The sequence below is a fragment of the Actinomadura litoris genome (assembly GCF_009733595.1).
Taxonomy (GTDB): Bacteria; Actinomycetota; Actinomycetes; order Streptosporangiales; family Streptosporangiaceae; genus Spirillospora; species Spirillospora litoris.
Window position 1 is genome coordinate 73,121 of sequence record NZ_WOFH01000006.1, and the last position, 17,018, is coordinate 90,138.

Below are 17,018 nucleotides of genomic sequence, written 5' to 3' on the forward strand. Positions count from 1 at the left end.
CGGAGCGGCGGCTATCGTATAGCAAATCCGATAGGAAGATTTCCTGTCGGACGAAAGCAATGCCCCGCCCCCCGCTCCCCGCTCCCCGCCATGGACGCGGCCGCCGACGAGAGTCGCGGCCCCACCGTCCAGGACCACATGGCTCCGCAACGCCATGCCCGACCGCCCACCCCTAGCCCGGGCGGTCGCGACGAAAGCTCGCCTCCAGGGCCCGGAGGCGGCCTTCGTCTCCTGACGAACCCGCCATCGCGGGGTCGCGTACCCGCCCTGCTCCGGTCCCGAGAGCAGGGCTGGGGGTCGTCGGCGGCATGACGCCGATTGGAGAAACTGCCATGCGCAAGCTGATGCAAGCGACGCTGGGCGCGTGCGCCCTCGCCCTTGCGATGGGTGGCGCGACCGCCGCGAACGCGGCCCAGCCCCCCGCCCCCAGCGGTCCCGCGCCCATCATCGGCGGGCACAACGCGACCGAGACCTACCCCTGGATGGTGGCGCTCAGCAACGGCTGCGGCGGCAGCCTCGTCGCGCCCCAGTGGATCGTGACGGCGAACCACTGCGGCTCCGCGTCCTCGGGCCGGATCGGCTCGAACAGCAAGAACTCCGGCGGCGAGGTCCGCTCGATCGACCGGCGGACCACCCGCTCGGGCACCGACCTCACGCTGATGCACCTGTCCACGCCCGCGACGGGCACGCCGGTGAAGATGGCGCAGAGCCAGCCCGCCGCGAACACCCCCGTCCGGCTGCTGGGCTTCGGCTGCATGAGCTGGCCGAGCTGCCGCAACGCCACGACGCTCCAGGAGATCGACCTCACGATCCTGCCGAGCAGCAGCTGCGCGGCCGGCGGCGGCACCGCCAACGACGTCTGCGTCTCGGGCGACCGCGGCCACTCGGCCTGCCACGGCGACTCCGGCGGCCCGGCGGTCACCGGCACCCGCGGCGACTGGACGCTCGTCGGCGAGACCCACGGCCCGGGCGACAACCGCGGCGAGTGCGCGACCAGCACCCTCTACACCGGCATCGCGCCCTACCTGTCCTGGATCAACCAGCAGATCGGCCGCTGACCCAGGCTCCCCTCACCCGTAGGAGTTCCGATGTCCTTCCGCAAGATCATGATGACGCTCGCCGTCACCCTCGGCCTCGCGATGCTGCTGCCGGCGCTGGTCGTCGACACCGCGTCCGCCGCGGCCCCGGCGGCCGTCCGCACGATCTACTACGACGCCAGCGCGTCGCAGGAGTTCAAGGCCGCCGTGGACGAGGGCGCAGAGGCGTGGAACGTGGCCGTGCCCACGATCAAGCTCGTCGCCGCCACCGGCGGCCAGGCGACCATCCGGATCTACGCCGACAACGGCTGGCCCCGCACGATCTCCAACGGCTTCGGCCGGGGCACGATCTACATGGGCCGCCAGGCCGTCCAGGACGGCTTCTACCCGCCGCGGATCGCCGCGCACGAGCTCGGCCACGCGCTCGGCCTGCCCGACAACCGCAACGGCCGCTGTGACTACCTGATGTCTGGCCACAGCTCGCCGACCTCGTGCAAGGTCACCGCCCCGCACGCGACCGAGGCCGCCACGGTCCGCCGCAACGCGGGCGGCGGCTGGGTCACCACCCTCACCAGGCAGCACGCCTACGCGGACTGCTACACCTTCTAGTCCGCTGGACCCCGCACCGCGGGCACGAGCCAAGCCGTGCCCGCGGTGCGGCCCGTCCGCGCTCAGGCGGCGGGCTGCTCCATCGCGTGGTCCAGGTGGGTGATGACCGCGGGCACGTCGTGGCTCTCGGTGGCGCGGATCAGCTCCAGCGCCGGACGGACGAGGCCGCCGGGCCGCGCGATCAGCCGGGCCAGCACGGCCGCGCGCACGTCCATGCGCTCGATCGTCGCCTCGCGCCCGGCGTCGTCCTGGCCCGCGAGCAGGACGGCGTTGTGCCACGCCTCCTCGCGCGACCGCCGGATGCTGAAGTCCAGGATCTGCTCGTCACCGCGCCCGCCGACCTGGTCCAGGAGCCACAGCAGCGGTGAGACGTCGCCGACCGCCGCCTGCACCGCCAGCACGACGCGCGCCAGGATGTCGTTGATCAGCAGGAAGTCGCGGCGCAGCGCCTGGATCTCCGCCCCCGGGCTCGTGCGCGCGGCGGCGACGGCCAGGTCGAGGCCGATGTGCGCGTTCACGCCGAGGATCAGGTGCGCGACGATGACCGTGTCGCCGTCGGGCAGCAGGCCGAACGTCTCGCGCCAGCAGCGGGGCCCGCTCCGGTCGCGCCGCCAGGCGGCGTGGGCCTCGAAGTAGCGGTTGCCGAAATGGGTGTCGAAGCGGTCCATGCGCGGGCCGTCGTCGAACCGCCCCTCGTGGATCGCCCGGCGGACCTCGACGGTCACCTGCCGGTACAGCGCGGCGAAGTACCCGACCCGGTCGCCGGTCTGGACGGCCCTCGCGACGATCTCGGCGAGTCCGGCGATGACGTCGTCGATGTTCTCCGCGGCCATGTGCCACCTCCTCAGAAAGGCGTCGACAAGAGCGTCAATTGACTCCCGGCGGGCGGGAGCCGAAGAACCATCCGCCCTCTTTCATGCGATCGCGAATAGGCGCGAATTCGAGGACCTTGGCCCTGTCGTCTTTCGACAGCGAGTTGTTGAAGGCGCCGAGGAAGACGACGTAGCCGATGGCGACGGCGATGAGGACCGCGATTCCCAGGCCGGTCAGGCCGGCCGCGAGGGCGCCGATGCCGAGGGCGGCGCCCCCGGCCGCCGTCCCGAAGGCGGAGCCGTGGATCCTCACCCGCCGCTTCCCGTGCCCCGACCGGCAGGACGCGCAGCGCGGCACGTTCACCGTGAACACCTGCCACGCGACGCGGCCCACCTGGTGCTGGATGTCGCCGCTGAGCTTCAGTTCGAGGAAGCTCCCCTCGTCCGACGGCTGCTCCTCGCAGAACAGGCAGGTCCCGCGGGCGAGGTTGCCCTTGGCGATGTCGAGGTTGTCGGAGAGGTGCTCGCGCACGGCGGTCGTGGCGGCGACGGGGAGGGCGCGTTCGAGCACCCGGACCGCGGGCGGCCAGTCGTCGGTCGCGTTGGCGTAGGGGATGACGCAGCCGAGCACGCGGTTCGCGACGTCGTCGCGGGCGCCGCGCAGGACCGGGCCGTCCTGCGGATGGGCGAGCGCCAGGACGTCCAGCAGCGGCGCCGCCTGGTCGAGGAGGCGTTCGGCGGCCTCGGCGCCCCGGGCCGGGTCGGCGTCGGCGGTGTGCTCCGCGTGCTCCCCGATCGTCCGGAGCCGGGCCGCGTCGGGCTCCACCGCGCGGCGCAGGGCCTCGGTGCCGTCGAGCCGGTCGAACCCCGAGCCCGTCATGGCGGCGACCTGGGCCTCGGCCTCGGCGCGGCGGCCGTCCCGGAGCGCGGTCACCGCGAGGCGCGCGTTGATGGTCAGCAGGGCCTCGGGGAGGTCGTCGCGGATCCGGGCGGCGGTGCCGGGGCCCAGGCGCGGGTCCGCGAGGTCGCGGGCGCGGGCCTCCAGCAGCGGCCAGAACTCCTCGTCGTGGACGACCCGCAGCCACGCCGCGAACGCCTCCGGCCAGGGCGCGGCGCCGGAGTCGTCGAGCGCGCGGGCGTGGGCGAGGACCGCCAGGTTGTGCCTGCCCGCGGGGGACGCGGCGTCCGTCCAGACGCGCTCGGCCTCGCCCAGGTCGCCGCGCCGCACCGCCGCGACCGCCTGGTCGGGACGCCCCGGCTGGAGCGGCCAGAACCAGAACAGCTCGTCGAGCAGGCGCCGGGCCGGGTCGCGCAGCCGCTGCGCCGCCTGCCGGGCCTCGGTGGCGTCGGGAGCCGCGCCGAACAGGGCGCTCCCGGCTGCGCTCTCGGATGCGCTCCCGGATGCGGACTCGGCTGCGGACTCGGCCCCGAAGCGGCTCGCGACCCGCAGCTTCTCCGCGTGCCGCCGGATGTCGCGGGCGCTCGCGTGCACCCCTAACCCGGTGACGCGGAACGCGTTCTCGCGGTACAGGTCGGGGCCCAACTCGTCCAGGAGGGGGCCGATCACGTCCTCGGTCATGGTGCTCACTCCTGACCGGCCGGGGAGATCCGCAGGCCGACGGTCCGGTTCCGGGCGGGGGAGCGGTCGCCGCCGAGGGCGGATGCGGCGCCGAGGCTCGACACCGTGAACCTGCCGGTCGGTATCCCCGCGCGGTCATGGAGGAGTTCGCGGACGACCATCGCCCGCAGCGTGCCGAGCTCGGTGTTGGTAGCGTACCCGCGGCCGGGCGGCACCGGACGGTCGTCCGTGTGCCCGATCACGGCCACCGAGATCCGCGTCGCGTAGGGACGCAGCCGCGCACCGAGCGCGGACAGGACCGCGCGCCCGTCCCGCGACAGGCGCACCCCGTCCTGGAACAGGCCCTGCCTGAAGCTGACGGAGATCTCCCCCTGGCGGCGCCGCGCGACCGCGCCCGGCACCCCGAGGTCCATCCCGGCCGGCACGTCCGGCGCGGGCGACGGGCGCGCGGGCGCCGGAGCGGCCGGAACCGTCCGCACCACCACCGGCGCGGACCTGTCGCCCTCCTCCCCGGTACCCACGACGACGAGGACGGCGACCGCCGGCGCCACCACCGCCACGGCCGCCGCGTAAGGCCAGGCCGGACGGGTCGACCGGCGGGCGCGGGCCTTGGCGACGCGGCGGCGGCACTCGGCGATCTCCGGGCTGCCCGGGGCGAGGTGCTCGGCCTCGTCCCAGGCCGCGTCCGCCTCGTCCAGCCGCCCCTGCTGGGCGTGGACGCGGGCGAGCAGGTCCAGCAGCGGGACGCTCGGGTCGGCGTCGCGCCCCGCGTCCGTCAAGATCGCCTCGGCCTCGGCGTAGCGGCCGTGCCGGGCCAGCGTGCGGGCCTGCGCCAGCGCCAGCTCGCGGGCCGCGAGCGGCAGCGCCGCCCGATCGGCCCCGTCAGCCCTGTCGGCCCCGTCGGCCATCAGACCTTCCTCACCGTGCTCAGCAGGTCGAGGCCCGCGCGGTCGTCGGGCAGCAGGTCGGCGAGGACGCGGTTGATGTCGCGCAGCGTCCCGGCGTCGCCCTTGGCCGCCGCGCGGCGGCCCGCCGCGATGAGGTCGCGGGCCTCGTCCGGGTCGCGCATGTCCGACCGGTGGGCGCACAGGTTCTCGAAGATGATGAACGGCAGGTCGCCCGACTCGTCCAGCACCCGCATCGCCAGCGTGCGCAGGTCCTCGATCCGCTGCCGCAGCAGCGGCGCGTCCCGCGCGGCGCGCGCGGCCTGCACCGACGACTCGGCGATCGACAGCGACCGCCGGTGGTCGCCGTTCCCCTTCTCCCGGACGACGTCCTGGACGACGGCCAGCAGCTCCTGCGACTCCCTGACCAGCTCGGGCCATTCGAGCGCGTCCTCGATGTCGTCGACCGCCGCCCGCAGGACGAGGATCAGCTTGCCGCCCTCGATCGCCTCGGTGGTGTCGCCGCGCGCCGCCTCCACCTTCGACTCCACGTCCCGGACGAGCCGGTCCCGGTCGATCCGCAGCAGCAGCTCCGTCGCCCGCGCGTCGCCGATCTCCGTCAGCCGCCGCCGCACGGTCTCCAGCCGGTGCTTCTCGGCCTTGGAGTCGCGGACCAGGTCCTCGTGCTTCGGGACGGTCTCGGTCCGCATGTTGATGACGTGCTCGAACTCCTCGTCCAGCAGCGGGACGTAGGCGCGCGCGACGACCAGGCGCGACTCGTCCACCACGATGGTGAAGTCGACCGCGCTGCCCTCCGGCACGTCCCGCCGCACCTGGTTCGGCTCGACCACCAGGCGGCCGATGCGCAGGTTGCGGTCGGCGCGGTCGTGCTCGCCCTCCATGACGGGGATGCGGATCATCCCCTCCCCGGTGCCCCGGTTGACGGCGACCGTCGTGCGCATCTCGACGTTCCGCCGCGCCGGAAGCGGGGTGTTGCGCGGGAGCAGCGGAAGGAACTCGTTGCCGTCCAGCCCGACCCCGAGCGTCTGCTGGAGCAGCGGCTGCGTCTCGACCGCGCCGACCGTGTAGTCGAGCCGGTCCGGGCTCACCCCCAGGGCGGTGCCGGACGCGTCGGTCAGCTCGATGCCGAAGGTGTTCCGGCGCCCCCGCTCCGCCCAGAGCGTGGCGGTGAAGGTGCCCTCGTCCGACAGCGGGATCCGGCCGCTGCGCCAGGCGGGCCTCGCCTCGGCGTTCACGAACTCGACCGCGAGCCCCGCCGCCTCCGGCCCGGTCACCCTCCCGCCGACGAACGGCTCGGTCTCCGGCCCGGTCGGGCTGTACTCCAGCTCGATCGAGTAGGCGCCCGGGTCCGGCCGCGCCGGGGAGGGCCGGGCCTCCAGCCGCTTGGACCCGGCGAAGATCGCCGCGCCCTTGGCGACCACGGTGAGCGGGTCCTGGCTCTGGTCGATCGCGATCCCGAGCCCCTCCCGCGGGTCGGCGATGCGTTCGCGCAGGTACGGCGACAGCGTGGTCCCGCCGACCAGCAGCACCTTCTCGACGTCGCCGGGCCCGAGCCCGCTCTCCTTCAGGGCCCGGCGGCACAGGTCCACCGACCGCGCGATGTAAGGTTCGGCGATCCGCTCGACGTCCCCGCGCCGCAGGTCGAAGTCGAACTCGAAGCGCTGCTCCCGCGCGTCCACCAGCACGACGTCGATGTCGACCGACTCCCGCCGCGACAACTGGATCTTGGCGGCCTCGGCGGCGAGCTTGAGCGTGTTGACGGCGGCGGGCCAGCGCGGGTTCCCCCGGGTGAAGTCGGCGAAGCCGTACCGCTGCACCACCGCCGGGATCAGCAGCGTCTCGACGATCTTCCAGTCGATGAGCTTGCCGCCGAGCAGGTTGTCGCCCCGGTGGTTGACGACGTTGAACTCGCCGTCGCGCATGTTGACCACGGCCGCGTCGAAGGTCCCGCCGCCGAAGTCGTAGACCAGCCAGAAGGCGTTCTCCACCTCCGCCTGGAACCCGTAGGCGAGCGCCGCCGCCGTCGGCTCCTGGAGCAGCGGGGCCTGCGCCAGCCCCGCCAGCTCGGCGGCCCGCTTCGTCGCCTCGCACGCGCTCAGCTCGAACGCGGCCGGGACGGTGATGACGGCGGCGGCCACCTCGTCCCCGACGCTCTCCACGTCGCGCTTGAGGGATTTGAGGACCTCGGCGGAGAGCTCCTCGGGCTCCATGGACCGCCCCGCGTCCCGGAAGACCTTGGGCCGGCCGGTCGTCCCCATCCGGAGCTTGAACTCGACGCAGGTGTTCTCCGGGTCCTGCTCGCTGCGCTCCTTCGCCTCGCGCCCGACATAGAGCCGGTTCCGCTGGTCGACCCGCACCGCCGACGGCGTCGTCTCGCTGCCGTCGACGTTCTTGAACACCTTGGCGTCCACGCCGCCGAGCACGGCGATCGCGCTGTTGGTCGTGCCGAGGTCGATCCCGAAGTCGATCGTGGTCCTGGTCATGGACGCTGCTCCCTCGCTCCCTCGCGCGGCGGCATCTGGTCGGCGGAGTCCGGGGTGCCCACGATGACCTCGGCCATCTGGATCCGCCGGTCACCGAAGTAGACACTCGGCCGGATGGTCTCGATCACCCGTTCGCGCTCCAGCCCCGGCGTGGGCTGGAACGCGACGACGCTGATGCTCAGCCCCGAGTCGAAGGGCTCGCCGAGGTGATCCTTGATCTCGACCCCGGCCTGGACGAGCGTGTCCCACGCCTTCTCGACCTGCCGGGTGGTGGAGCGCATCGCCTCGGGCAGGCTCGCGGTCCGGACGTGGAGCCGCCACACCGACGTCGCCACGTCCGCGAGCGACCGTCCCGCCAGCCCGGGGGCCTGGTCGGGCACGGGCGGAGGCGGCTCGGCGTCGGCCGCCGCGGGCGGCGGCTCGGCGGAGGCGGTCAGGTCGGCGAAGGCGGCCAGGATGTCGTCCGGCCACTGCGCCCGGTGGATCCGGAACTCCCGGGGCCAGCGCCACTGGCGCAGCGCCGCCCCGGCCTCCCCGGCCCGTCGTCCCCTCACGACCGGACGGTTCGGTCGGCGCGGACGGTGGACGAGGGTTCGGGAGGCATGGGGCCGAACCTAGACACAGCCCAGCGGGACCGGTCCCGGACCGAATATGAAAGGCCCTGTCCCTAATCCCCGAGGACCCGCGCGGCGACCGTGCTCGCCGTGTGGACGAACCCGGCCAGGGCCTGCGAGCGGCGGTGCCGGGGCCACGCCAGGACCATCGGGGTGTGCGGGGCGTCCTCGACCGGGACGTGGGCCAGGTCGGCCCGGATCTGCCCGCGCACGGAGGAGGGGACCACGGCGACGAGCCGTCCGAGGGCGATGAGCTGCATCAACTCGCCGACGTCCCGCGCCGCCGGGCGCTCGTCCCGGCCCGCCTGCCAGCGGGGCAGCGTCTCGTCCTTGAGGTCGGCCAGGGTGAGGCTCGTCCGGCCGGCGAGCCGGTGCCGCCGGGGCAGGACCGCGATCTGGGATTCGACGAGGAGTTCGGCGGTGTCGAGACCGTGCAGGTCGGCGAGCGAACCGTGCAACAGGCTGACGTCCGCCCGGCCGTCGCGCAGGACGGCGGTGCGCTCGTGGATCCCGCACATGACGACGTCGACCGGGACCGCGTCCGCCCGCGCCTCGTACGCGGCGAGGATCTCGGGCAGGAGGCCGCCGTCGCTGCCGGGCTTCAGTGCGAGGGCCAGGCGGGGGACGCGCCGTCCGGCCCGCCGGGTGCGGCGCTCCGCCGCCGTGACCGCCTCCAGCGCCTTCCTGCCCTCGGAGAGCAGGACCTCACCCGGCTCCGTGAGCGCGACCCTCCGGCTGCTGCGCTCGAACAGGACCACGCCGAGCCGCCGTTCGAGCCGCCTGATCGCCCTGGACAGCGGCGGCTGCGCGATCCCGAGGCGATCCGCCGCCCGACCGAAATGCAGTTCCTCGGCCACGGCGACGAAATAGACGAGTTCCCGTGTTTCCAAGCGATCCACATTCCGAGGGTATACGGCTCAGCGGTATCCATACCGGCGAGGTATCGGCCGATGTCGCGAACGTCATTGCCGACCCCTGCCCGCTGCGCTCGAATATGCGCGAGACCGGGTGATCGGAAGGTGTCGTCAATGATCGTTCTTGTGACCGGCGCGAACAAGGGGATCGGCCGTGCGGTCGCCGAGGAGTTCGCGGCCCGGGGCCACACCGTGCTGGTCGGCTCGCGGGATCCCGAGCGGGGGAGCCGGACCGTCGACGAACTGCGGATGCCGGGCCGTGACGTGCGCCTGGTCGTCCTCGACGTCACCGACGGGAAGTCCGCGCGCGAGGCCGCCCGCTCCATCGGGACCGACGTCGGCGGGCTCGACGTCCTGGTGAACAACGCCGGGATGACCGGCGACCTCACGCGCCAGGCCCCGGCCGAGGCCGACCTGGACGTCGTCCGCCAGGTGTTCGAGACCAATGTCTTCGGCGTCATCGCGGTCACCAACGCCATGCTCCCGCTGCTGCGGCGCTCGCCCGCTCCGAGGATCGTCAACATGTCGAGCAGCGTGGGCTCGCTGAGCAGAATGTCGGATCCCGCTCACTACCTGGCCGAGATGCCGGGCTACGCGGCCTATCCGACCTCGAAGACGGCGCTCAACTCATTGACGGTGCAGTACGCCAAGGACCTGCGTCACGAAGGCATTCTGGTCAACGCCGCCGACCCCGGCGCCTGCGACACCGACCTGACCCGCCCCCTCGGGCGCCCCATTCTCCGCACCGCGGCGGACGGGGCCGCCATCGTGGTCGAGCTGGCGTCGCTCGGCCCGGACGGCCCGACCGGCGGACTGTTCAACGACGACGGCCCGGTTCCCTGGTGACGGCTCAGTCCTCCCGGCGCGTGGCGCCCTGCGCGAGCAGCTCGCGGACGGCCTTCTCCGGATAGCGCCGGTGCCCGCCGAGCGTCCAGACGTAGGGGATCTTCTCCAGTTTCGCCCACCGCGTGACGGTTTTGGCGTCCACGCGGAACATCGTGGCGACCTCCGCCGGGGTAAGGAGAACTTCGTATTCGGGTGCCTGTCGTGGCATTGGGGGATCTCCTGTGCTGTCTTGGGGGGTGACCTCCGGGCACACCGGCGGGGCCCCGTTACGCGAACTCCCCAGCCGCCTGTAACGGACGCGGTGTGCCCGGAGGAACTCATGGGAGGTCGGGCCGCCGGACCGACGAGATGCGCAGAACGGCCCAGACCGTCTTCCCGCTGTGCTCCGTCCGCACGCCGTGATCCTTGGAAAGGGCCTCCACGATGCCCATGCCCCACCCATGCGGATCGGGCGCGTCATCGGGCACCGGCTCGGTGGGCATGGCCAGATCGGGCACGCCCTTCCTGGGCCTTTTCCTGGAAAGGTCGCGGACCTCGATGTGGAAGCCGTCCTTGGAGACGAACATCCGCAACATGATCGGCTTGCCCGTGGCCCGGATCGCGTTGGTGACCAGTTCGACGGCGACGAGCACGGCGTCCTCGGTGGTCTCGGCGCCGATGTTGTAATTGACCGCCGCCGCCCTCACCAGGCACCGGACGTCCGGGACCACACTCGGCGTAGCGGCCAGTTTGTGCCGCACCGCCACCGCTGTCTGGGCTCGCAATGCCTTCGGGATCGCGGTCATGTCCGGCCCCCGGGCGGGCGGTACGCCGGTAGGGGATCGGTGTGACTGATTCGCGGGCTTTTGGGAGACCTGTCAACGCTCATGGGACCGGATCGCTTTCGCTTTGTCCTTCTGTTTGAACCCCAGATTGGCCCCGCGGTCGTATTCTGGGCTAGACGTGCCCCCGGTACTTCACGAAATACCAGCCACGGAGGATGGCATATGCCCCCTTCTGCCCCCATAGATCCGTGCCAGAGCATGAGGGCCCAGCTCGCCTACACGCTTCGCCTGATGAGAGAGGCGAAGGGGCTGAGCCAGGACGCCCTGGCCAAGGAGCTGTACTCGACCCGCGAGTCGGTCGCGGCCTACGAGTCCCAGCGCAACTTCCCCAACAAGGAGTTCTGCAAGAAACTGGATGAATTCTTCGAAACCGGCGAGCTGTTCCAGGGGCTCCGCCATCACGCCCAGCGCGAGCATCTCCACGAGTGGTTCGAGGCGTACGTCGCGCACGAGAACGAGTCGTCGGAGATCCGCAGCGTCCAGCCGCTCTACATCCCTGGCCTGCTCCAGACCGAGGGTTACATGAGAGCAGCGTCCCCCAAGGGTCGGGTGGACGAGGAGCAGATCCGCCAGCGACTGGCGCGACGAGAAATCCTGACGCGGGCCGAGAACCAGCCGCACCTGTTCGTGGTGCTCGACGAAGCCGCGATCCTCCGCCGTAGCTCCGACGAGAGCATCATGCGCGAGCAGCTTCAGTATCTACTCGACGCAGGCGAGCTGCCTCGGATACATATCCAGGCGATGCGCATCACCGATGGTTGGCACCCAGGGCTCGACGGAGCGCTGGTCGTCCTCACCAAGTCCGACCGAGACCGAGTGGGGTATGTCGAGGCCCAGTTCGGTGGGAGACTTGTCCAGGATCCAGCCGAGGTCACTCGGCTGGGCCTTCTGTTCGATGAGATCAGGGGCCATGCGCTGTCGGAAGAGGACACTCGGGCCCTGATCCAGAAGACGATGGAGGCGATGCAGCATGATCCAGTGGCGTAAGAGCAGCCACAGCCAGGGCGGCCAGGGTGAATGCGTCGAGGTCTCGACCAACACCGTGGACACCCTGATCCGGGACTCCAAGAACCCAGATGGCCCCCGTCTATCCCTCAGCCACACCGGCCTGACCGCGCTCCTCCACCAGATCAAGGCCGGAGACCTGGACCTGAGCTAGCTCCTTCGGCTCCGATCGTTCAACGATGGAGAGGATGCAGCATGATCCAGTGGCGCAAGAGCAGCTACACCGGCCAGGAGGGTGGCAACTGCGTCGAGCTGGCCTCCCTGGACAGCTCGGTCGGCATCCGTGACAGCAAGGATCCCCAAGGCCCCCACATCAGCGTTGGTCGCGAGGCCCTGACCGTGCTCCTCGGTCAGATCAAGGCCGGTGACCTGGACCTCTAGTCCGCACAGAGAAGCCCCCCGACGCGCGTCGGGGGGCTTCTCGCTGCGGTCGGTTCGCCGCACACGCCATCGGCGCGAGGTTCACCAACTGACCTTGGCCGCCACCGGGCGGTGGTCGCTGCCGGTCGCCGGCAGCACCCATGAGCTTCTCGGCTGCATCCCGCGAACCAGGATCTGGTCGATCCGCACCATCGGGAAGGACGCGGGCCAGGTGAAGCCGAAGCCGTCCCCGGCCACGTCCTGCGCCGAGCGCATCCGCGAGGTGATGTCGTTGAACGCGCGGTCGGCCACGGAGCCGTTCATGTCGCCGAGCAGCACCACCCGCTTGTTGCGCTCGGCGGTGACGGCCTCCGCGAGCGCCTGCACGCCCCTGTCCCGCTGGGCCGTTCCGAAGCCCGCCCTCGGATTCACCCGCACGGACGCCAGGTGGGCGACGTACACCACCAGCGGTCCATGATCCGTTTTCACGGTGGCGCGCAGCGTCCGGTTCTCATCCAGCCTGGGCTCGGCCTGCTTGGTCTTCGCCAGCGGCCCGTAGTCCATCCTGATGTCCACCGGCCGGACGTCCGACACCGGCAGCTTGCTCCACAGCCCGGCCGTCCCCTGCACCGCGTGGTACGGGTACGCCTTCGCGAGCCCCTTCTCGTAGATGCCCTTGGCCTCCTGGCTCAGCTCCTGCAACGCCAGCACGTCCGCCCCCGACGCGGCCAACTCGCGGGCGGTGCCCGCCGGGTCGCGGTTGGCGGCGCCGACGTTGTGGCTGGCCAGCATGAGGTCTCCGCCCGAGTGGGACTTGCCGCCGAGCGTCCCGCCGAAGAGGCTCAGCCACACCAGGACCGGCACCAGCAGCGCCACCGCCGCGGACGCGGACCGGCGCGCCAGCGCCCCGACCAGCAGCACCGGAACGCCCAGGCCGAACCACGGCAGGAACGTGTCCACCAGGCTGCCGAGGTTCCCGACCTGGTTGGGGACGAACGAGTGCAGCATCATGAACAGGCCCAGCGCCAGCGCCAGGGCCGCGAGCACGAGCCCGCGCCGCCACGGCCCCGGCCACGAGCCGATCACCCGGCGCACGCCCGTGCGCGAGGTGTCGGCGCGGTCGGGGAGCCCCCGACCGGCCACCACCGTGTCCACCCGCGTCATCGTCGATCCCGACTCACTGCCCGTCACACCGGTCCCATTTCCCTCACGGCCACGCACCGATCTGGCCCCCTACCGCAATTGAAGCCGGACGGGCGTCGCGGTGGCGTATGCGGTTTTCGATACGCCCGCAATACACCCGATCCGCTACCCTTCCCAGGTGGCGTACCTCTGACCGGCTCCGGCCTCCTGGCTCGGGCGTCTCCGTGATAGGAGAAGGTCATGCGTCGTTTCTCATCGGTGTTAGCCCTTGCCAGTTCGGCGGCCATTCTGATCAGTGCGCTGACCGCCGCGCCCGCGCACGCCTCGCGGACCGCGCAGTCCCCGCCCGGCACGGAGTGCGTGCAGGTGGTCCCCAACGCTTGGATCGCCCTGGTCTGCATGGTCGTCAGGGACGGCCAGGCGCAGGGGACGCTCATCTTCATCAACCCCGCGAATGTGAGGGGGGCGAAGTACTACGTGACCGAATGCGCGAACGGGAATTGCACCCGGATCGACGGTCCGGGCAGCGGGATCATCGTCCCCGCCGTGCCCGGGAGGACCTACGCGACCTGCGGCGGCGTCCTTCTCAGCGGCCAGCGTTTTGACGCCTGCACGCAGCCGGTGACCGCATAATCCCCTGACCGCCGGTCTTCACTGGGCGGAGCGTCCGGGCCCAAGGCGGGATGCTCCGTTCAGTGACCAGAAGGCCGAAGCGGGCGGTTTTCGATACGCCCGCAATACACCCGATCCGCTACCCTTCCCAGGTGGCGTACCTCTGACCGGCTCCGGCCTCCTGGCTCGGGCGTCTCCGTGATAGGAGAAGGTCATGCGTCGTTTCTCATCGGTGTTAGCCCTTGCCGGTTCAGCCGTCACCCTGGTCGGTGCGCTCAGCGCCGCGCCCGCGTACGCCTCGTCGATGAGCGGCACGCAGTGCGCGCAGGTGGTCCCCGGCCGCTCCGTCGCCCTGATCTGCATGAGCGTCGCGAACGGCAACGCGCGGGGGACCTTCTACTTCATCAATCCCGCGGATGTGACGGGGTCGAGTTTCTACGTGAACGAGTGCGCGAACCAGAACTGCACCGTCATCCAGGGTTCGGGCGGTGAGATCAACGTCCCGGCGGTGGCCGGGAGGACCTACGCGACCTGCGGCGGCGTCCTCCTGCGAGGCCAGCCCTGGAACGCCTGCACGCAGCCGGTCGCCGCATAGCCCCTCACCGGAGACCGTCCTCGGCGAGTGCCGCGGTCGACGGCGGTCCGCTCAGGCGGGGGCGGGGAGGCCGAGGGACCTGATGAGGTCGATGATCTCGTCGCGGTAGATGGCGGCGGACTCGTGGGTGAGGCCGCGCAGGTGGCCGTAGATCTCCAGGGCCATCAGGCCGTGCATGCGGCCCCACACGCGGAGCGAGAGCGCGACGGCGGCCGGGGGAAGGCCGGGGAACTTCACCTTCACGTTGGCGACCAGGCCGGAATCGAAGTCGTCCCACGAGTAGCGGCGCAGGTCCCGGTGCAGGGGCTCGGCCTGCGGCCAGGCCGCGGCGACGAGGCCGGTCAGGCCGGTGCAGGCGCGCTGCTCTGCCTCGTGCGCGGGCCCCTCGGCGGGCGCCTGGTAGCCCGACACGGGATCGCCGTAGATCAGCCGAAAGCCCTCCGGATTGGCCAGGGCCCACTCGCGGACGGCCTGGGCCCACGCCAGGATGCGTCCGCCGGGGTCGCCCGCGGGCACGGCGTCGCGGGCGGCCTCCGCGGTCTCCACCAGCGAGGTGTACACGTCGCTGATCAGCGTCGTGACCAGGTCGTCGCGGGTGGCGAAGTAGCTGTAGATCGCGCCCGCCGTCATGCCCATCTCGCGTGCGATGGCCCGCAGCGAGATGGCGTCGGGGCCGCCCTCGGCCATCAGCTTGAGCGCGATCGCCTTGATCTCCGAGCTGGCCTGCGCGCGCAGCCGGTCGCGTCGGCTCGTCGTCTGGTCCTTCACCCTTGACACTCTACAGCGTTGCAGTACTGTTCGCCGTGGCTAGTTTGAACGGCGTGTAGTAAATCAACGCTGTATAGGAGATCTTGTGGAACGGACCGCCTCCGGACCGCCGTCCCGTACCGGCCCCCGGCTGGTGCTGCTGGCGTTCACCCAGCTCATCATTGCTCTCGACTACAACATCGTTTACGTGGCGCTGCCCGACATCACCCGCACTCTGGGCTTCACCGCCGCCTCGGCGCAGTGGGTGGTCAGCGCGTACGCCGTCGGCCTCGGCGGGCTGCTGCTGTTCGGCGGACGCGCCGTGGACCGGCTCGGCGCGCGCCGCATGTTCATGCTCGGGCTGGTGCTGTACGGGGCCGCCTCCCTCGTCGGCGGCCTCGCGCCGACCGCCGGTGCGCTGGTCGCCGCGCGCGCCGTCCAGGGAGCGGGCGGCGCGCTGCTCACCCCGGCGACGCTCGCGCTGATCTACCGGGGGTTCGCCGAAGGCCCCGAACGCAACCGGGCGCTGGGCGCGTGGGGCATGGCGGGCAGCGCGGGCCTGGCGGCCGGGTCGCTGCTCGGCGGCGTCCTGACCAACTACTGGGGCTGGGAGTGGGTCTTCTTCGTCAACCTCCCGCTGGCGGTGGGCGCCGCCGTGGCCGCGCTGCGGCTGCTCGCCGCCGATCCGCCCCGCACCTCCGGCCTGGGCGGGTTCGACCTGCCGGGCGCCGTGCTGGCGACGGCCGGTTCGGTCCTGCTGGTGTTCGGCCTGGCGAGCGCGCCGGAGCACGGTTGGACGTCGCTCCGCGCCGCCGGTGCGCTGGCCGCCGGGGTCGCCCTGATGGGCGTGCTGCTCGCCGTCGAGTCGCGCACCCGCGACCCGCTGATCCCGCTCCGGCTCCTGCGCAACCGCAGCCTGGTCACGACGATGGTGGTGATCGCCATGTTCCAGGGCACGCTGGGCGGCGGCTACTACGTGCTCACCTCCTACCTGCAACCCGTCCTCGGCTACAGCGTCCTGGAGGCGGGACTGTCCTTCCTGCCCCTCACCGTCGTGTGCATGGCCGCGGCCGTGAGACTCGCCCCGGCGATGCTCGGCCGGTGGGGCGTCCGCACGACGCTCAGCATCGGGATGTTCGGCGCCGCGGCCGGGATCGCCGTCCTGGTCGCCGGGATGCCGTCCGGCGGCGGCTTCTGGACGCTCGTGCCCGGCAGCGTCCTGTGGGGCACCTTCGGCGGCGTCGCCTTCGTCTCGCTGTTCGTCTCGGCCGGTGCCGGGACCGCGCCCCACGAGCAGGGCGTCGCCTCGGGCCTGGCCACCACGGCCAAGGAGGTCGGCGGCGCCATGGGCCTGGCCGTCTTCGTCGCCCTCGCCACCACGGGCCTCCGGGCCGCGCCCGCCGCGTCCGACGTCCTGGACGGCCTGCACACCGCGGGATGGGTCGCCGCCGCCGTCACCGCCGCCGGCGGGTTCATCGCCCTCGCACTGAAAATCCCCGCGGCGAACACCGCGCCGCGAGAAGAATCCGATTCCGCAATTCTGGAGGAAGTCACCCCATGAGCACGGTCAACGACCTGATCCAGCGGTACATCGCCGTCTGGAACGAGCGGGACTCCGCCGCCCGCACCGCCCTGATCGCGGCCGCCCTCACCGAGGACTCGGTCTACAGCGACCCCGACCACGCCGCGCTCCGGGGCCACGCGGAACTGTCCTCCGTGGTCGCCCAGGCCCGGGAGAGGTTCGGCGACCTGGTGTTCACCCTCGGCACCGTGATCAACGTCCACCACGACGTGGCGCTCTTCACCTGGAGGCTGGGCGCGCCGGACGGTGGGAACCCCGTGGCCACCGGCTACGACTTCGTGGAGATCGCCGGTGACCGCATCCGAAGGGTGGTCGGCTTCTTCGAATAGCACCCGGAGTAGGGCCGTCCGT

20 protein-coding genes are annotated in these 17,018 nt (G+C 71.9%); 10 read left to right on the top strand and 10 right to left on the bottom strand.

The annotated features are described in order from the left end of the window. Positions 1-332: 332 nt before the first annotated feature. A complete protein-coding gene (locus GNZ18_RS18030) occupies positions 333-1,058 on the top strand; it encodes a S1 family peptidase (RefSeq protein WP_156217682.1) in 726 nt (241 codons plus the stop codon). A gap of 30 nt (positions 1,059-1,088) precedes the next feature. Next, positions 1,089-1,646 (top strand): snapalysin family zinc-dependent metalloprotease, encoded by a 558-nt coding sequence (locus GNZ18_RS18035; protein ID WP_156217683.1) that lies wholly within the window; start codon positions 1,089-1,091, stop codon positions 1,644-1,646. 62 nt (positions 1,647-1,708) lie between these two features. On the opposite strand, the gene GNZ18_RS18040 is transcribed toward GNZ18_RS18035, so the two are convergent. The 6 genes from GNZ18_RS18040 to GNZ18_RS18065 all read right to left on the bottom strand — a co-directional run bounded on the left by GNZ18_RS18040 (position 1,709) and on the right by GNZ18_RS18065 (position 8,938). Continuing rightward, positions 1,709-2,479, bottom strand: a complete 771-nt coding sequence (locus tag GNZ18_RS18040) for a DUF5995 family protein (protein ID WP_156217684.1) — start codon at positions 2,477-2,479, stop codon at positions 1,709-1,711. Between the two features lie 34 nt (positions 2,480-2,513). After that, positions 2,514-4,037, bottom strand: coding sequence for an FUSC family protein (locus GNZ18_RS18045; protein ID WP_156217685.1), 1,524 nt, complete (start codon positions 4,035-4,037; stop codon positions 2,514-2,516). 5 nt (positions 4,038-4,042) lie between these two features. Beyond that, on the bottom strand, positions 4,043-4,945 hold the full coding sequence (locus GNZ18_RS18050) for an OmpA family protein (protein ID WP_156217686.1): 903 nt from the start codon (positions 4,943-4,945) through the stop codon (positions 4,043-4,045). Further along, positions 4,945-7,425, bottom strand: a complete 2,481-nt coding sequence (locus GNZ18_RS18055; RefSeq protein ID WP_156217687.1) for an Hsp70 family protein — start codon at positions 7,423-7,425, stop codon at positions 4,945-4,947. The genes GNZ18_RS18050 and GNZ18_RS18055 overlap by 1 nt, the downstream gene beginning before the upstream one ends. Next, positions 7,422-7,979, bottom strand: a complete 558-nt coding sequence (locus GNZ18_RS18060; protein ID WP_216651347.1) for a nucleotide exchange factor GrpE — start codon at positions 7,977-7,979, stop codon at positions 7,422-7,424. The genes GNZ18_RS18055 and GNZ18_RS18060 overlap by 4 nt, the downstream gene beginning before the upstream one ends. Positions 7,980-8,092: 113 nt before the next feature. Further along, positions 8,093-8,938, bottom strand: a complete 846-nt coding sequence (locus tag GNZ18_RS18065; RefSeq protein ID WP_312874591.1) for a LysR family transcriptional regulator — start codon at positions 8,936-8,938, stop codon at positions 8,093-8,095. Positions 8,939-9,067: 129 nt separating this feature from the next. Between GNZ18_RS18065 and GNZ18_RS18070 the strand changes: the two genes are divergently transcribed. Continuing rightward, on the top strand, positions 9,068-9,799 hold the full coding sequence (locus GNZ18_RS18070; protein WP_156217688.1) for an SDR family NAD(P)-dependent oxidoreductase: 732 nt from the start codon (positions 9,068-9,070) through the stop codon (positions 9,797-9,799). A gap of 4 nt (positions 9,800-9,803) precedes the next feature. Here the strand turns inward: GNZ18_RS18070 and GNZ18_RS18075 are convergent, their stop codons facing one another. Both GNZ18_RS18075 and GNZ18_RS18080 read right to left on the bottom strand, forming a co-directional pair. Beyond that, positions 9,804-10,007: a BldC family transcriptional regulator gene (locus GNZ18_RS18075; protein WP_156217689.1), complete on the bottom strand. Its 204-nt coding sequence runs from the start codon at positions 10,005-10,007 to the stop codon at positions 9,804-9,806. Between the two features lie 109 nt (positions 10,008-10,116). Next, a complete protein-coding gene (locus tag GNZ18_RS18080; RefSeq protein WP_156217690.1) occupies positions 10,117-10,584 on the bottom strand; it encodes an ATP-binding protein in 468 nt (155 codons plus the stop codon). 270 nt (positions 10,585-10,854) lie between these two features. Here GNZ18_RS18080 and GNZ18_RS18085 point away from each other — a divergent pair, with 270 nt between their 5' ends. The 3 genes from GNZ18_RS18085 to GNZ18_RS18095 are packed head-to-tail and all read left to right on the top strand — an operon-like array spanning position 10,855 to position 12,009. Continuing rightward, entirely contained in the window at positions 10,855-11,610 is a 756-nt protein-coding gene (locus GNZ18_RS18085; RefSeq protein ID WP_173390808.1) for a helix-turn-helix domain-containing protein, read from the top strand. After that, positions 11,594-11,782, top strand: a complete 189-nt coding sequence (locus GNZ18_RS18090) for a DUF397 domain-containing protein (RefSeq protein ID WP_156217692.1) — start codon at positions 11,594-11,596, stop codon at positions 11,780-11,782. The genes GNZ18_RS18085 and GNZ18_RS18090 overlap by 17 nt, the downstream gene beginning before the upstream one ends. Before the next feature lie 41 nt (positions 11,783-11,823). Beyond that, complete coding sequence (locus GNZ18_RS18095; protein WP_156217693.1) at positions 11,824-12,009, top strand: DUF397 domain-containing protein; 186 nt, start codon at positions 11,824-11,826, stop codon at positions 12,007-12,009. An 81-nt stretch (positions 12,010-12,090) separates the two neighbouring features. On the opposite strand, the gene GNZ18_RS18100 is transcribed toward GNZ18_RS18095, so the two are convergent. Continuing rightward, positions 12,091-13,152, bottom strand: a complete 1,062-nt coding sequence (locus tag GNZ18_RS18100; protein ID WP_156217694.1) for an endonuclease/exonuclease/phosphatase family protein — start codon at positions 13,150-13,152, stop codon at positions 12,091-12,093. 219 nt (positions 13,153-13,371) lie between these two features. On the opposite strand from GNZ18_RS18100, the gene GNZ18_RS18105 reads away from it, so the two are divergent. Further along, positions 13,372-13,764: a hypothetical protein gene (locus GNZ18_RS18105; protein ID WP_156217695.1), complete on the top strand. Its 393-nt coding sequence runs from the start codon at positions 13,372-13,374 to the stop codon at positions 13,762-13,764. Positions 13,765-13,957: 193 nt separating this feature from the next. Further along, a complete protein-coding gene (locus GNZ18_RS18110; protein ID WP_173390809.1) occupies positions 13,958-14,338 on the top strand; it encodes a hypothetical protein in 381 nt (126 codons plus the stop codon). A gap of 51 nt (positions 14,339-14,389) precedes the next feature. On the opposite strand, the gene GNZ18_RS18115 is transcribed toward GNZ18_RS18110, so the two are convergent. Next, a complete protein-coding gene (locus GNZ18_RS18115) occupies positions 14,390-15,106 on the bottom strand; it encodes a TetR/AcrR family transcriptional regulator (RefSeq protein WP_308165983.1) in 717 nt (238 codons plus the stop codon). Between the two features lie 85 nt (positions 15,107-15,191). Here GNZ18_RS18115 and GNZ18_RS18120 point away from each other — a divergent pair, with 85 nt between their 5' ends. Together GNZ18_RS18120 and GNZ18_RS18125 are read left to right on the top strand one after the other, a co-directional pair. After that, positions 15,192-16,646: an MFS transporter gene (locus GNZ18_RS18120; RefSeq protein ID WP_312874592.1), complete on the top strand. Its 1,455-nt coding sequence runs from the start codon at positions 15,192-15,194 to the stop codon at positions 16,644-16,646. Beyond that, complete coding sequence (locus GNZ18_RS18125; RefSeq protein ID WP_173390810.1) at positions 16,643-16,996, top strand: nuclear transport factor 2 family protein; 354 nt, start codon at positions 16,643-16,645, stop codon at positions 16,994-16,996. Before GNZ18_RS18120 ends, GNZ18_RS18125 begins: the two co-directional genes overlap by 4 nt. Positions 16,997-17,018 lie beyond the last annotated feature (22 nt).